This is a genomic window from Pyxidicoccus sp. MSG2 (genome assembly GCF_026626705.1).
Classification (GTDB): domain Bacteria; phylum Myxococcota; class Myxococcia; order Myxococcales; family Myxococcaceae; genus Myxococcus.
In genome coordinates, this window is the sequence record NZ_JAPNKC010000001.1 from 5013970 (window position 1) to 5029092 (window position 15123).

The window sequence follows — 15123 nt, forward strand, 5'->3', positions numbered from 1 at the left end:
GCTTGCCCGGGCAAAAAATCCAGAATGGTTATGAAATTGTGAAACGCCCGGACGCCCCCGCCCGGGCAGGCGTTCTCTTCCTCGAGTCTCATCATGCAGACGCCGCACTCCAGGCCTGACTGGACCGCCAGCGAGCGCCGCTATCGCCTGGTCCTCGACAACCTCAAGGAGGTGGTCTTCCAGACTGACACCCTGGGTGTCTGGACGTTCCTCAACCCTGCATGGACGGAGGTGACCGGCTTCACGGTGGACGAGTCGCTGGGCAAGCCCTACCAGGAGTTCCTCCACCCGGACGACCGGCCTCGCGCGCAGGAGCTGTTCGTCGCGCTCGTGGAGCGGGATTTGGAGTTCGCCCGCACGGAGGTGCGCTACCTCACCCGCCTGGGCGGCGCCGTCTGGGTGGAGGTGTTCTGCCGGCCGATGCTGGCGGAGGACGGCACCCTCCTTGGCATGTCGGGGACGCTCATCGACGTCACCGAGCGCAAGGCCGCGGACGGCGCACTGGCGAGGCGTGAGCGCTACCTCACCGCGCTGGTGGAGATGCAGCAGCGGCTGCTGACGACACCCGAGGGCAGCGACCTCTACGGGCCCGCGCTGGCGCCGTTGGGCCAGGCGTCGGGCGCCAGCCGCGTATACGTGTTCGAGATGCACCGCGGAGAGGACGGGGCGCTCATGTGCAGCCAGCGCGCGGAGTGGTGCGCGCCGGGGGTGAAGCCGGAAATCGACAACCCGGACCTCCAGAACCTGCCCATGGACCCCATCCTCACCCGCTGGACGGAGGCGCTGTCGCGCGGCGACGTCATCGATGGGCTGGTGGCGGACTTCCCCGAGGGTGAGCGGGCGCTGCTGGACCCGCAGGGCATCCTGTCCATCCTGGTGCTGCCCATGCGCGTGCAGGGCGTGCTGGCGGGCTTCATCGGCTTCGACAACGTCGCCGAGGCGCGCGCGTGGGACCGGCTGGAGGTGGACCTGCTGTCGGCGGCGGCGGGCGCCATCTCCGTGACGCTGGAGCGGCGCGAGTCGGAGCGGGCGCTGCGCGAGCGCGAGCGGCGCTTCCGGCAGCTCGCGGAGAACGCGTCGGACGTGTTGTACCTCTACCGGCGTGAGCCGCCGCGCGGCTTCGCCTACGTGAGCCGCGTGGCCCACGCCAAGCTGGGCTACGGCCCGGTGGAGCACTACGGCGAGCCGGACCTCTGGTACCAGCGCGTGCACCCCGAGGACCGGGCGCTGCTGGAGCAACTGCTGGAGGCGCCGCAGCCCTTCCAGGGCGCGCCGGTGGTGGTGCGCTTCCTCCACCCGGACGGGCGCACGCTGTGGCTGGAGCACGTGGTGGCGCCGGTGACGGACGCCTCCGGGCGCGTGGTGGCGGTGGAGGGCCTGGCGCGCGACATCACCGAGCGCCGCGAGGCGGAAGAAGCGCTCAAGCTGTCCGAGGCCAGCTTCCGCGCGCTCCTCGAAGGCGTGCCGGACGCGGCGGCGATCGAGCGAGACGGGCACATCGTCTACGCCAACGCGGCGCTCGTCTCCACGCTGGGCTTCGAGCGCGCGGAGCAGCTCACGGGCCAGCGCTTCGGCGACTTCGTGAAGGACATGCGCGGGCCGGAGGCGGTGCGGGCCGGGGCGCTCACGGGAGAGCGGCGGCTGGTGCGGCGCGACGGGCGCACGCGGGTGGCGGAGGTGGTGTCGCTGCCGCTGCGCTTCGACGGGCAGCCGGCGGTGGTGTCCATCGCCCGCGACGTGACGGAGCAGCGGCAGTTGCAGGCGCGGCTGACGCTGGCGGACCGGCTGGCGTCGGTGGGTACGCTCGCGGCGGGCATCGCCCACGAAATCAACAACCCGCTGGCCTTCGTGCTCTCCAACCTGGGCTTCCTCGCGGACGAGTTCCGCCACCACCTGCCCCCCGGCGACGGCGCGTCGGCGATCCAGGCACGGATGAAGGGCGAGCCCGACGTGGCCGAGTGGCACGAGGTGCTCAACGAGGCGTGCGAGGGCGCCGAGCGCGTGCGTCAAATCGTCCGCCAGCTCAAGACGTTCTCCCGGCCGGACGAGGAGCGCGTGTCGCCGCTGGACATGCACTCGGTGCTGGAGTCCGTGGCGATGATGGCGGCGAACGAAATCCGCCACCGCGCGCAGCTGCGGCGGGACTACGGCGACATCCCCCCCGTCATGGCGAACGAGGGGAAGCTGAGCCAGGTGTTCCTCAACCTCGTGGTGAATGCGGCGCAGGCCATTCCCGAGGGCGCGGCGCACCGGCATGAAATCCGACTGGTCACCCGGCGCGACGGGCACGGCCGCGTGGTGGTGGAGGTGCAGGACACCGGCGTGGGGATTCCGCGCGAGGTCATGGACCGCATCTTCGACCCGTTCTTCACCACCAAGCCGGTGGGCGTGGGCACGGGGCTGGGGCTGTCCATCTGCCACAGCATCATCAGCGGGCTGGGCGGCGACATCACCGTGGAGAGCGAGCCGGGCCGGGGCACCGTCTTCCGCGTGCTGCTGCCCACCACGGAGCCGAAGCCTCGCCCCGTACCGGTGGTGGCCGGGCCGAAGCAGGCCCGGGGCGCGCCGCGCGGCCGGGTGCTGGTGGTGGACGACGAGCCGGCGGTGGGCCGGGTGCTGCAGCGCATCCTCCGCGAGCACCAGGTGGAGGTGGCCAACAGCGGGCGCCAGGCGCTGGAGCTGCTCGAGCGGGGCCTGGAGCCGGACGCCGTCCTGTGCGACGTCATGATGCCGGACCTCACCGGCCGTGACGTGTACGAGGCGGTGCGGCGCGAGCACGCGGGGATGGAGGGCCGCTTCATCTTCGTGTCGGGCGGCGCCTTCACCACCGGCGCGCGCGAGTTCCTCGCCAGCATCCCCAACCTCCTCCTGGAGAAGCCCTTCGACGAGGGCCGCGTGCGCAACGTGGTGGATGAACTGGTGCGGCTGCGCCAGCCGGCCGTGGCCCCCAACGGGGTCTGAGCGGGGCGCCGAAAAGACCTCGGGCAGCCATCGGTCATCGGGAGGACCCTCCTCCCACTGACCGATGCGCCGGAGGTGGCAGGCAGGCGAACGTGGCCTTGCACGCCCTTCCTCCACCCCCGAGGCCCTGAATGAACCGCACCCTGTTGCTGGTGTCCGCCGCCGGACTGCTCGCCCTCGGCGCGCTGATGGTGGGCAAGCCCACACCGCCCCCGCCTCCGCCCGTCACCGACACCAGCCACACGGTGGCGAGGCCGGACGAGCCCGACGCCACGGTGACGCTGCCGCTCGTCACCTCCACCCCCTCGGGCGGCGCGCTCACCCTGTCCGGCAAGCTGTCCGGCGCGTACGTGCAGACGGGCACCAGTGAGGTCTTCGCGTGGCTGGAGCTGAAGGCCCATCCGGCCGAGGCCGGCCGCCGCGTCCCCGTCAACCTGGCCCTCGTCATCGACCGCTCCGGCTCCATGTCCGGCCAGAAGCTGGCGGACGCGAAGCGCGCCGCGGCGGAGCTGGTGAGCCGCCTCACGTCCGAGGACCGGCTCGCCTTCGTCGACTACGGCACGGACGTGAAGGCCCTCCCCAGCCGCCCGGTGACGGAGGAGGTGCGCGCCGAGCTGCTGCGGACCATCGCCGACCTCCGCGACGACGGCTCCACCAACACCAGCGGCGGCCTCGCCGAGGCGGCGCGCGCCCTGCGCCCGTACCTGCGCGAGTTCCGCGTCAGCCGCGCCATCCTCCTGAGCGACGGCCAGCCCACCACGGGAATGGTGCGGGAGTCGGAGCTGTACGCGCTGGTGCGCGGCATGCGCGACGAGGGAATCACCGTGAGCGCGCTGGGCGTGGGCGGAGACTTCAACGAGGCGCTGATGCGCGGCATGGCCGAGCAGGGCGGCGGCTTCTCCGGCTTCATCGACGACTCGGCGAAGCTGGCCGAGGTGTTCTCCCGCGAGCTGGACCAGGCCACCAGCACCGTGGCCCGGCGCGTGGAACTGGAGCTGCGGCTGCCCGCGGAAATCCAGACCGTGGAGGTCATGGGCCTGCCCGCCACGCGCGAGGGACAACTGGTGAAGGTGCCACTGTACGACCTGGCCGGAGACCAGAGCGTGCGCGTGGTGGCGAAGCTGACGCTCGCGACGGGGGCCGCGAGCGGCGTGCTTCAGGTCTTGGACGCCCGGGTGCGCTACGTGGATGTGGGCAGGGACGCGGTGGCGGACACGGGGCTGAAGCTCGCCGCGGCGGTGACGGCCGACGCGACGGTGGTGCGGGCGAACCTGGACAAGGACGTGCGCGTCCATGCGACACGGGCGTTGGGCACCCAGCACATGCTGGCCGCGGCGGAGGAGATGAAGCGCGGCAACCGGCAGGCGGCGCGTGGGCTGCTGGACAACGCCCGGAGGATTTTCGGCACGTCCGCGTCGGCGCTCTCGGGGGAGCTTGCGGAGCTCGACCAGACAGAGGCAGCCTATGGGAGCGCGTCCGACGAGGAAGAGGTCCGCCGGGAGTCGCGGAACCTCTACAAGAAGACGATGAAGAACTTCGGCACGAACAACGCGTACTAGCCAGGACGGTGCACCGATGGGCCTCTCCATGCAGTTCCTCCACCGCGAGGAGTTCGAGTCGCGCACGCTCCGCGCGCTGGGAGGCGCCGCCTGCATGGGCATCCTCGGGGCCGCCGCCCAGCGGCTGCACTTCCCCCTGGAGCCGGGCTACTTCGCGGTGGTGGCCGCCGCCATCGCCGGCGCGAAGGCGCTCCCCCGCAACGCCATCAGCCTGCGCATCGGCCTGGCGCTGCTGCCGGCCGTGCCCTTCTTCCTCGACCTGGATGATCCGCTCCCGCAGGGCCTGGCGGCGGCCGTCGCCGCCGCGCTGGTGGCGTGGCTGGGCAACGGCCGGGGCGAGTCGGGCCGGCCCTTCTCCGTGGCCGCGAGCGCCGCCGCCGCGGGCGTGCTCGTCCCGCTGTCGCTGTACGTGAGCGAGGTGCTGCAGGCGCGCTTCGTCGGACACACGGGGCTCTTCCCGGTGCTGGTGGGCTTCCTCACCGTGGCCCTCTTCTGGAGCATCGGCACGCTGCCGGCCAACGTGGTGATGGAGCTGGACGCGGTGGAGGCACGGGGCCGGCTGCTGGAGGACTCGCTCAAGGGCGAGGCCCGCGTGCTGGCCGTGCGCGCGCTGGGGCTCTACCGCCAGTGCAAGGACGTGGTGCGGGGCATGCCGGCCAGCCCCGGGCGCCAGGAGCTGCTGGGCGTGCTGGAGAAGATGGCCGGGGAGAGTTTCTCCCTCGCCGAGGCCCACGCGGGGCTGGAGGCGCAGCTCGGCTCGGTGGTGGCCAACGACGTGGACGCGCAGGTGCGCGAGCTGCGCAACCGCGCCTCCACCACGCAGGACGCGGTGGCCCGGCGCCAGCTGGAGCTGGCCGCGTCGTCGCTGGGCGAGGAGCTGAACCACCTGGACGCGCTGTCCCGCCGCCGCGAGCGACTGCTGGCCCAGCTCCACGCCCAGGTGGCGCTGCTGGAGCGCGCCCGCGTGTCCTTCGTCGGCGTGCAGGGCAGTGAGATGGGCGCCAAGGGCGCGCAGGCGGCCCAGCTGGCGCGCAGGCTCAAGAGCCTGGGCGAGGACCCCTCCGCGCCCCCCGCCGAGGACGCCGCGCCGGTGTCCGCCCCCCAGGGCACGCGCGTCTAGTGCTTCCTGGCGGCGCGGCCACCGCTCCGCTTGCGCGTCGCGTGCGTCTTGTGGACGACACGCGGCGTGTGGAGCTGGTCGGCAATGCGCTTCTCGATTTCCTCGCGCGTGCTGCGGGCGATGACGAGCGCGGCCTCGATTTCCTCGCGCACCCGCGAGGCCTGCTCCTCGGCGGCGGCGCGGTACTCGGACGTCGTGCGGCGCAGCGCGATGCTGCCCCGGTCCGCGGTATTGCCCCCGGCCCGGCTCACACGGGGCGCCGTGCGCCGCGCACGACTCTTGGTGCCACTGCTCTCCTGTTGTTGCTTCTCCGCCATCGGCGTCCCCCTGGAAGGTCGTTTCGCTTCCCGGAAGGTGGGGTGCGATCGGGCGCCAGGGAAGTCCGTCCCTGAGTCGCATGCCGGGCAGACGGGGGGACAATCGCCCTGCCCTCCAGCAGCGGCCCTTCTCACCGCCCCAAGAAAAGCGCTATAGGCCCCGATGCCGTAACGGAGCTTTTCCAGGAGCCCCTGCTAGTGACAGTGGCGCCGTTCACCCCCAGGCCGGCGGGGTGCGGCGCGGGCTCAACGCCGCTCCATCTGCCCCGACCGGGGGCAGCGGCCACCTGCGAGGGATACCGTGTCAGTCAGCGCACCCTTCTCTTTCTTCAAGAACCGCAAGCACAACCTGGACCGGATGACGCTGGGCGATCTGGTCTACTCGTTCTTCACCTACTACGCCGTCGTCGCCTACATCGCGGTGGGCATCACCAGCTTCGTGCTCGCGGTGAAGTGGCTCGACAACCCGGTCCGCATGCTGCTGACCATGCTCGCCACGAGCCTGGCGTTCCCGCTGGGCTGGTACCTCGTGCACCGCAACATCCTGCACGGGCGCTTCCTCTACAAAAGCCCGCTGACCGCGGCGATGTGGAAGCGCGTCCACTTCGACCACCACCAGGACCCCAATGACTTGCGCGTCCTCTTCGGCGCGCTGGGCAACACGCTGCCCCTCATCAGCGTGGTGATTGTCCCCATGGGCTGGCTCATCGGAGGCAGGGCCTCGGCCGCCGCCGGGCTGGGCTGGGCGATGGTGAATATCTGCTTCTACGAGTTCTGCCACTGCATCCAGCACCTGAACTACACGCCGAAGCTTGGCTTCCTGAAGGAAATCAAGCGGTTGCACCTGTCACACCATTACCACAACGAGCAGGGCAACTACGGCATCACCAACTACCTCTGGGACCGGGTCCTCACCACCTACTACGCGAAGGCCGGTGACGTGCCCAAGAGCCCCACCGTCTTCAACCTCGGCTACACCGCCGAGGAGGCCCAGAAGTACCCCTGGGTGGACCGGCTCTCCGGCGGCACCCGCGGCGACGGCCACCCCCGCCGCTTCTGGGAGGGGAAGAACCCCGACTCCGTCCAGACGGTGGCGGAGGAGCCCGCCCGCGCCGCCAGCGGCGAGCACTGACAGCGGCCCACCTCCACGGCGCCGCACACCAGGCCCCCTCCTTCCCTTGCCGGGAGAGGGGGCTTTCTTCCGACACCTTCTACGAAGACCTTCGTTGACATCTACGAACGGGTTCGTAATATAGCCGTGTCGAGAGGGAGCGTGATGAGCGAGACGAAGCTGCCGCGTCCGACGGATGGGGAGCTGGCCATCCTCCGGGTGCTCTGGGAGCGCGGAGACAGCACGGTGCGTGAGGTACACGACGCGCTCACCCGGCATGAGCCGGAGGGCACCGGGTACACCACGGTGCTGAAGCTGATGCAGATCATGACCGAGAAGGGGCTCGTGGAGCGCGACGAGTCCCAGCGGGCGCACGTTTACAGGCCGAGGGCCACGGAACAGCGCACGCAGCGGCAGCTGGTGACGGACCTGGTGGACCGTGCGTTCGGCGGCTCTCCTGCCCGGCTGGCGATGCAGGCGCTCTCCTCGAAGAAGACGAGTCCCGGGGAGCTGGCGGAATTGCGCCGGCTGCTCGACACGCTGGAAGGAGCGGAAGAATGAGCAGCCTCCTGATGGAGTCCCTGGGTTGGGCCCTGCTGCACTCACTCTGGCAGGGGGCGCTGGTGGCGCTGCTGCTCGCGGTGGCGCTCGCCACGGTGGGCCGGCGTGCCGCCCATGCGCGCTATGCGTTGGCTTGCGGTGCACTGTTGCTGTCGTTCGCGCTGCCGGCCGTGACGGGCTGGCGGCACGCCTCGGAGGCGCGCGGCGCGGACGTCCTGCCCGTGGAGCGCGGGGCGTCGGTCCGGGTAGATGCGCGGCAGGCAGTGATGCCGGGGGCGCGCGGCGCGGCGTCCGGGCGCGTGTCGTCGCTGGAGCGGACACTCGGCGCGGCGGACACGGGGACACGCGTGTCGGCGTTGGAACGGGGGCGCACGGGTGCGCGCGTGGAGGCGCCGGAGCGCGTTTCTCCGCTGGAGTGGCTGCGCTCCACGGTGGCGGCCCACCTGCGGTGGCTGGTGCTGGCGTGGGTGGCGGGCGTGGGGCTGTGCTCGGGGCGGATGACGGCCGAGTGGGTGAAGCTGCGCCGGCTCGCGGCCCGGGCCCGGCCCGCCCCCGTCGAGTGGCAGGAGCGGCTGGACGCGCTGGCGGCGCGGCTGGGTCTGGGACGCGCGGTGCGGCTGCTCCAGTCGGCGTCGGTGGACGTGCCGGCGGCGGTGGGCTGGCTGTCCCCGGTGGTGCTGCTGCCGGTGTCCGCGCTGTCCGGGCTGTCCACGCGCCAGCTGGAGATGGTGCTCGCGCACGAGCTGGCCCACATCCGTCGCCATGACTTCGCCGTGAATCTGGCGCAGGTGCTGGTGGAGACGCTCCTCTTCTACCACCCGGCCGTGCGCTGGGTGTCCCACGTCATCCGCGTGGAGCGTGAGCACTGCTGTGACGACGTCGCCGTGGGCGCCAGCGGTGGTGCCCTCTCCTACGCCCGCGCACTGACGGCGCTGGAGGAGCTGCGCGTGCTGCCCACGGTGCAGGGCCCGGCGATGTCCGCACTGGGTGGCTCGCTGCCGGAGCGCGTGCGCCGGCTCGTCACCACGCCCGCCGCGCGGTGCTCCTCGAAGTGGGTGGCCGGAGCGTCGGTGCTCACCCTGGCCAGCAGCCTCGCGGTGGCCGCGCCGCTGACGTCGCTGGTGCTGGGACGCGCGGAGACGGAGCCGTCCTCCGAGACGATGTCCGCGGGCTCGCTCACGCAGGACCGCGAGGCTTCACGGGGTGAGCCGCGCTCGGGGGTGACTGCCGCCCCGAGCGGTAGCGTCCGGGGGCTCCCCGCCGCTCCGCCCGCGCCCCCTGCTCCTCCCCAGGCCGTCCCCGCCGCCCCGCCCGCGCCTCCCGCCGCCGGGGTCGCCTCCTCGGCGGTGAAGAATGCCCTCATCGCCCCGGTGGTCATCGCGCCGGTGCCGGGCGCCGTGGCCGCGGCGCCTGCTCCGGCGCCCGCCCCGAAGCCGAACCCGCGTGACTCCGACGACGACGATGGCGACGCGGACGAGCGCACGCAGGTGGGCGTGGGGCAGCCGCTCTCCGTGGACCAGCTGGTCGCGCTGAAGGTCGCGGGCGTCACGCCGGCCCGCGTGCAGGAGCTGGTGGCCATGGGCTACACGCCCACGGTGGCCAATCTCGTCTCCATGGGCCACGCGGGCGTCACCCCCGAGTACGCGAAGGACATGAGCGCCCGCTTCGGCCGCAAGCTGGACGCGGATGACCTGGTGCAGATGAAGCACCTGGGCGTCACCCCGGCGTACATCGAGGCGCTCAAGGCCGCGGGCTTCACCACCAACGACCCGGACGACCTGGTGCAGGCGCGTGCGGTGGGCGTCGACGAGGCCTACGTCCGCGAGCTGAAGAACGCCGGCTACACGGGCATGTCGCTGGAGGACATCTCCGAGCTGCGCGCGGTGGGCGTGGACGCCGGCTACATCCAGGCCCTGGGCCAGCGCGGCCTGTCGAAGCTGGCCGCGGATGACCTGCAGCAACTGCGCGCCGTGGGCGTCACGCCCGAGTGGCTGGACCGCATGCGCGAGGCCGGCGTGCAGACGAAGGACGCGGAGGAGCTGACGGAGCTGCGCGCCCTCGGCGTGGACCCGGCCTTCCTCCGTGAGCTGAGCGACGCCGGCCTGAAGGACCTCTCCGTCGACGAGCTGGTCCGCCTGCGCTCCGGCGGCGTGGACGCCGACTTCATCCGGAAGATGCGCGACTCGCGGCAGAAGTAGGCCCGCGCGCCGTCCAGCAGTCCCCACCGTTCTCTCAATCTCCCCCACCCTCACGGCCGCGTCCCACCGGATGCGCGCCGCACGGGTGGGGTCTGTCCGAAGGAGCCCATCATGCGTCGCCTGTCGTCCCTTCCCCTCGTGGCCGTGCTGCTCGCGGCCTTCTCCGCCACCGCGGCGCCCGAGCTGCGCGGCACCTGGACCGCCCAGCCCCGGAGCAACCGCGACGGCAAGGAGCTGCAGCTCCAGCTCCACCGCCAGGACGAGCACGGCCAGATGGGCTTCAGCGAGCCCCTGTCCGCCTTCCAGGGCCTGTCCACCAACGACGGCCCGGTGTCCTTCACGATGCCGCGCGAGGCCGGCACCTTCAGCTTCGAGGGCCAGTTCAAGGGCGGCGAGGGCGCGGGCCACTACCGCTTCGCTCCGAGCGACACCTACGCGAAGGCCATGGCCGGGCTGGGCTACCCGAAGCTGTCGCCGGAGGACCACTTCAAGCTCGCCGCCACGGACGTCACCACCACCCGCATCAAGGACCTGGCGGCCATTGGCTACAAGAACCTGTCGATGGACGAGCTGATGCAGGTGGGCATCTTCGACGTCACGCCCGCCTATGTGAGTGAGCTGGCGAAGGCCGGCTACCCGGGGCTGACGATGGAGCAGCTCGTGGCGGGCCGCATCCACGGTGTCGACGCGGCGCGGGTGCAGGGACTGGCCTCGGCCGGCTTCACGAAGCTGGACTGGGACGACCTGCTGGCCATGTCCATCCACGGCGTCACGCCCGAGTTCATCAAGGAAGTGCGCGCCCTGGGCTTCAAGGACCTGGACGGCGACGAGATTGTCGCCTTCCGCATCCACGGCGTCACTCCGGCCTTCGTGAAGGAGATGCGCGACGCGGGCTTCAAGGACGTGGACGCCGACGGCTTCACCGCCTTCCGCATCCACGGCGTCACGCCCGCCTTCGTGAAGGAGATGCGCGAGCTGGGCTTCCCCAACATCACCGACGAGGAGCTCGTCGCCTTCCGCATCCACGGCGTCACCCCGGACTTCGTGAAGCGGATGCGCGCGGCGGGCTACACCCGCATCACCCCGGACGAGCTGGTGTCGCTGCGCATCCACGGCGTCGATGAGAACTTCATGCGCGCCATGTCGGGCACCGGGGACGGCGGGGCGGCGAAGAAGAAGTAGACAGTGCGGCGGCGCCCGCTCCCGGGCTCAGTGGGCGCCGCAGGCATTGGTGATGGCGGTGCGGGCGCCATTCACTGCGGCGGAGTGGACGGACGTCAGCTCGCTGAACATCACCAGCCCGACGCCCGGAAGGCCCGCGTCGGTGCCAGCGTCCGGGGGCCCCTGCCCATTCTGCTCGGCGGCCTGGGCCCAGGCCTCCGCGAGCCGGTCGATGCTCAGGTGGTAGCGCTGCACGGCGGCCCGGAGGCCCGCGTCCTGGATTTCGAGGGCACGCAGCCCCGCGCTGACCTCGCGCAACCGCCGTGAGTGGAGGACGATGGACTCCGCGTCGCTGAAGTGGTCATGCAAGCCGTCCACGACGCGCACCTCCTCCATCACATGGGCCTGCACCGTGGCGCACTCGTCCTGCCTGCGCGGCTTGCACGCGAGCGCCATCCCGAGACACAGGAGCCATCCCCGGGCTCCGAGGCCCCACGGCGAGCGAAGGCCGGCTCGCCCATGCCAGCCCGCGGGAGGAGATGATTGCCATTGTCTGACGAAGTTGAAAGGCACCCGCCAACGCTGGCCGCGCGCGCCTTCCCTGTCAAATCCAGACATGCCAATGAGGAGCATTCCTCCTCCAACCGTCCTGAACCCTGACATGGCTCGCACCGGAAGCGCGGTCAGGGAGTGCAAGGCTTTGCGGCCCCGTGAAGCGGCCCGGGGCGAAGGCCTTGCGCGGGACGGAGGCAGGGAAGCGGAGCGGAGGCGCGGGCCCGGCGCGGTGACTGCACGGCAGCGGGCACTCCGGGCGTTGTCCGGAGAACGAAGGGAGGGCAGGCGGCGTGCACGGACGCGGGTGCGGCAACAGCTTCCCCGCAGGTCGATGGTGGGGGTGGAGGGTCGAATGTTCGCGCTTCGCTTTGCCTGCGCAGGGCTGCTGTTCCTGACGGCGTGTGCCTCATCCAACAAATCCGTGGCACCGGTCCGCGAGTCACGCGCCCCGGTGCGGGAGGGAGGCGCCTATGGCTTCGGACCGGAGGACCCGGTCCGGGTGGGCTGGGGGAATGAGGGGATGATGGCCTTCCTCGAATTGCTCCGCGGCCCCGAGGGCCAGCGGGTGGCCTGGCGCCGCCTGGGCCCGAGCCAGGGGCTGGAGGTGTTCGAGGTGACGTACGAGGGCCTCGCCGCGCCCGTCCAGCTCTACCTGGACCCGCTCAACAGCGGCGCCATCCGCGCGCCCTCGGGCTTCAGCATCGAGGGCCTCACGTCCCGCGAGCCCCTGCCGCCCGAGGAGCGGCCCCAGGTCATCGAGCTGTAGCCGCGAGTCACTCCAGCGACGGCGCGGTGTCCCCGGGGATGAGGACGCCGCGCGCGAGCGACACGGGCAGGCCGAGCCGCAGGAAGCGGTCGTGGAAGTCCTTCAGCACGAAGGGCTGCCCTTGCGCCTCCAGGTGGCGGCGGTAGTCCTCACGCAGCTTGAGTATCTGCATGCGTCCGACGGCGTAATAGAGGTACGTCGGGTTGGACGTGCCGCGCTCCACCTCGCGCAGCGCGGGGAAGGGCTCGAAGTACGCAATCTCCGCGTAGCGCTTCGCCACGGCCTCCAGCGGCTCGCCGTAGACGTGGAGCGCCAGGGCCGCGTACCAGCGGGCGTGGCGCTGGAGCGCGCGGCGCAGCTGCCCCAGGCGGATGCGCGGGTCTCCGTCACCCAGGCCCTCGTCCACCATCATCTGCTCGGTGTAGTGGGCCCAACCCTCGACGACGGACGTGGGGGAGAAGACCTTGCGCACGTCGGTGGGAATCTTCGACTCGTAGAGCAGCTGCACGAAGTGGCCGGGGATGGCCTCGTGCACGGAGATGCCGAGCAGGCCCGCGCGGTTGAAGTACGTCAGGTGCTGCGCCCGCTGCTCCGGCGTCCAGCCCGACTCCGCGGGGGTGATGTTGTAGAAGGCCTCGGTGGCCTTCGTCTCGAAGGGGCCCGGCGTGTCCATGGACGCGAAGCCCAGCCGTGCGTACGGCGGCGTCTCGCGCACGGTGGGGAGCCGGTCGGACGGCAGCGTGAGGATGTTCCGCTCGCGCACGAAGCGCTGCAGCTCCACGAGCTGCGCGCGGGCGGTGGGGATGAGCTGGTCGGCGGTGGGGTGGTCCTTCACCAGCTCGGCCATCACCTGCTCGGGCGTCTTCTTCGGGTCCACCTTCGCGGCCTCGCGGGCGACCCAGGCCTTGTACTCGCGGATGGAGCGCTCGTTGATGTCGCGGAGCTGGTCCGCGCTCAGCGTCACGTGCTCCTCCAGCGCGAGCTTCTTCTCGAAGCGCTCGCGGCCCAGGCGGAAGTCGCCGTCCGCGCGGGGCAGCACCTCCTGCTCCAGCCAGGTGGCGAAGGACTCCAGGTGTTGCGCGGCCTCCTCGCGGGCGGCGGTGAAGGCCTCGCGCTCGGAGGCGTCCACCCGGGCGAAGCCCTGGGCCTCCATCGCCCGGGGCAGGTCCCCGCGCAGGTAGGACGCGATGCCCCGGGCATCGCGGTGGGAGAGCCGGGCCCACAGCTTCGGCACGCCACGGAGGTTGGCCTTCGCCGCACCGAGCACGGCGGGGATGTGCGCCATGCGCGAGCGCAGGGAGTGCATCCGCTCGGCGACGGGGGCGAACTCGCGGGAGGAGAGGTTGGACAGGCTGCTGGCGATGAGGCCCACGTAGAAGCCGGGGTTGTTCTCCCAGGGACGCTGCTCCTCCAGTTCCGCGAGGTCCGCGCGGATGGCGTACTCCAGCACGCGCACGTCGACGGCGGAGTCTCCGGCGAGGGCGGCGCGGTCCAATGCGTCCAGTCGCGTGAGCCAGTCCTGGAGGGCCTTCGACTTGCGTGCCAGCGCGGCGGCGGAGACGTCCGGGAGGCGGGCGTCGTGCTGGTGGAAGCCGAGCGACGTGGCGCGCGTGGGGTTCGCCTCGAGGTACCAGTCGAGGTACTCGCGGGCGAGGCGGGTGTACGCGGCCTCGGCCGCGGACGAGGAAGCGGTGGACATGGCGGAGGTCTCCGGCACGGTTCGCGAGCGTGGGGCGCAGGCGGACACACAGGCCAGCAGGACGAGGGCGGAGCGCAAGAGCATGGGGGCTCGAAGCATGGCGGGGCCCTCAGTGTCGGCGCTCGGGAGCGATTCGGGAAGGGCGAACGGCGCTCAGAGGGAGTGGGCGTCTCGTGCCGCCGGAGTGGCGCACAGCACGGCGACGAGCGTCTCCTCACCCACGTCGAGGCCCACGTACCCCGGGTAGCGGCGCGGTTGCATCTGCGGGTGCGTGCCCAGGTCCAGGGTGGAGGGGACGTCGTCGCGCGAGAAGCCCGCGCGGGCGAGCCTGCGCCACCAGCCGCGCACGTGCTCGAACCGCTTCGAGCGGGAGTCGTCGGAGTCGTCGATGACGGCCTCGAGCTCGCGCACGAGGAAGCGCCGGATGGCGTCCCGGTCCTCCTGGGGGAGCGAGAGGCGGTCCATCAGCTGGAACGTGAGGCCGAAGTAGCGCCAGCCCTGACGGAAGCGCAGCTCCGGGTCCGAGGTGGAGACGTCCAGGCTGGGCTCGGTGAGCACGAGGGCCTTGGGCTCCAGCATGCGCAGCCGGCGCAGCACGCCGTCCCGGGCCTCCTCGCCGGCCGCCTTCCCGCGGACATGGTGCAGCGCGAAGGCCGAGTGCACGAGCAGCGTCCCGGGCATCGCCGCCACGAGGGGCCAGAAGGACGGGTCCAGCTCCTCCACGAGCGAGTGGAAGGCCATGACGTGGACGTCGAGTCCGTAGGCCTGCGCGGCCTCGAGGAGGTTGTGCCTGGCGGTGCGGAGACTGACGGCATCGGGCTCGACGGCGATGATGGTGAGGTGGCGGGGACGGTCCGCGCGAGCACCGAGTCGCCGCAGCAGGTCCACGCCCTGGCGTCCGGTGCCGGGGCCGATGTCGAGGAGCACGGCCTCGTCGAGGCCGGCGAGGTGGTGACACAGCCACTCATTGGCGATGTGTCCCGCCATGGCCACGGTGGGCAGCGCTTCCGAGACACGCTCCGCCAGCGCCTGACGCGAGCGCGTCTCTCCATGCCCCGCGAGCCCCGAGAGGAAGGACGTGAGACGTTGAAGGTTCTGGCTCAAGACGACGGTCC

12 protein-coding genes are annotated in these 15123 nt (G+C 71.6%); 8 read left to right on the forward strand and 4 right to left on the reverse strand.

Annotated features, from left to right (window positions below):
- Window positions 1-93 precede the first annotated feature (93 nt).
- The 3 genes from OV427_RS19465 to OV427_RS19475 all read left to right on the forward strand — a co-directional run bounded on the left by OV427_RS19465 (window position 94) and on the right by OV427_RS19475 (window position 5640).
- The gene (locus OV427_RS19465) at window positions 94-2961 is read left to right on the forward strand and encodes a PAS domain S-box protein (protein ID WP_267857625.1); all 2868 of its coding nucleotides are present in this window, start codon (window positions 94-96) and stop codon (window positions 2959-2961) included.
- A 131-nt stretch (window positions 2962-3092) separates the two neighbouring features.
- Window positions 3093-4520, forward strand: a complete 1428-nt coding sequence (locus OV427_RS19470; RefSeq protein ID WP_267857626.1) for a vWA domain-containing protein — start codon at window positions 3093-3095, stop codon at window positions 4518-4520.
- Window positions 4521-4536: 16 nt separating this feature from the next.
- On the forward strand, window positions 4537-5640 hold the full coding sequence (locus OV427_RS19475; RefSeq protein ID WP_267857627.1) for a hypothetical protein: 1104 nt from the start codon (window positions 4537-4539) through the stop codon (window positions 5638-5640).
- Here OV427_RS19475 and OV427_RS19480 read toward each other — a convergent pair.
- Window positions 5637-5957 (reverse strand): hypothetical protein, encoded by a 321-nt coding sequence (locus OV427_RS19480; RefSeq protein WP_267857628.1) that lies wholly within the window; start codon window positions 5955-5957, stop codon window positions 5637-5639. The two genes, OV427_RS19475 and OV427_RS19480, sit on opposite strands and share 4 nt — an antisense overlap.
- Before the next feature lie 301 nt (window positions 5958-6258).
- On the opposite strand from OV427_RS19480, the gene OV427_RS19485 reads away from it, so the two are divergent.
- The 4 genes from OV427_RS19485 (at window position 6259) to OV427_RS19500 (ending at window position 11009) form a co-directional block, all read left to right on the forward strand.
- Complete coding sequence (locus OV427_RS19485; RefSeq protein ID WP_267857629.1) at window positions 6259-7089, forward strand: sterol desaturase family protein; 831 nt, start codon at window positions 6259-6261, stop codon at window positions 7087-7089.
- Window positions 7090-7233: 144 nt separating this feature from the next.
- Window positions 7234-7629 (forward strand): BlaI/MecI/CopY family transcriptional regulator, encoded by a 396-nt coding sequence (locus tag OV427_RS19490; RefSeq protein ID WP_164011083.1) that lies wholly within the window; start codon window positions 7234-7236, stop codon window positions 7627-7629.
- Window positions 7626-9827, forward strand: coding sequence for a M56 family metallopeptidase (locus OV427_RS19495; protein WP_267857630.1), 2202 nt, complete (start codon window positions 7626-7628; stop codon window positions 9825-9827). The genes OV427_RS19490 and OV427_RS19495 overlap by 4 nt, the downstream gene beginning before the upstream one ends.
- Window positions 9828-9938: 111 nt before the next feature.
- Entirely contained in the window at window positions 9939-11009 is a 1071-nt protein-coding gene (locus tag OV427_RS19500; RefSeq protein ID WP_267857631.1) for a 4-hydroxy-3-methylbut-2-enyl diphosphate reductase, read from the forward strand.
- Between the two features lie 27 nt (window positions 11010-11036).
- Here OV427_RS19500 and OV427_RS19505 read toward each other — a convergent pair whose 3' ends face one another.
- Window positions 11037-11444: a hypothetical protein gene (locus OV427_RS19505; protein ID WP_267857632.1), complete on the reverse strand. Its 408-nt coding sequence runs from the start codon at window positions 11442-11444 to the stop codon at window positions 11037-11039.
- Between the two features lie 451 nt (window positions 11445-11895).
- Between OV427_RS19505 and OV427_RS19510 the strand changes: the two genes are divergently transcribed.
- Complete coding sequence (locus OV427_RS19510) at window positions 11896-12309, forward strand: fibril protein (protein WP_267857633.1); 414 nt, start codon at window positions 11896-11898, stop codon at window positions 12307-12309.
- A 7-nt stretch (window positions 12310-12316) separates the two neighbouring features.
- Here the strand turns inward: OV427_RS19510 and OV427_RS19515 are convergent, their stop codons facing one another.
- Both OV427_RS19515 and OV427_RS19520 read right to left on the reverse strand, forming a co-directional pair.
- The gene (locus OV427_RS19515; RefSeq protein WP_267857634.1) at window positions 12317-14008 is read right to left on the reverse strand and encodes a DUF885 domain-containing protein; all 1692 of its coding nucleotides are present in this window, start codon (window positions 14006-14008) and stop codon (window positions 12317-12319) included.
- A 153-nt stretch (window positions 14009-14161) separates the two neighbouring features.
- Complete coding sequence (locus OV427_RS19520) at window positions 14162-15112, reverse strand: GRAS family protein (RefSeq protein ID WP_267857635.1); 951 nt, start codon at window positions 15110-15112, stop codon at window positions 14162-14164.
- Window positions 15113-15123 lie beyond the last annotated feature (11 nt).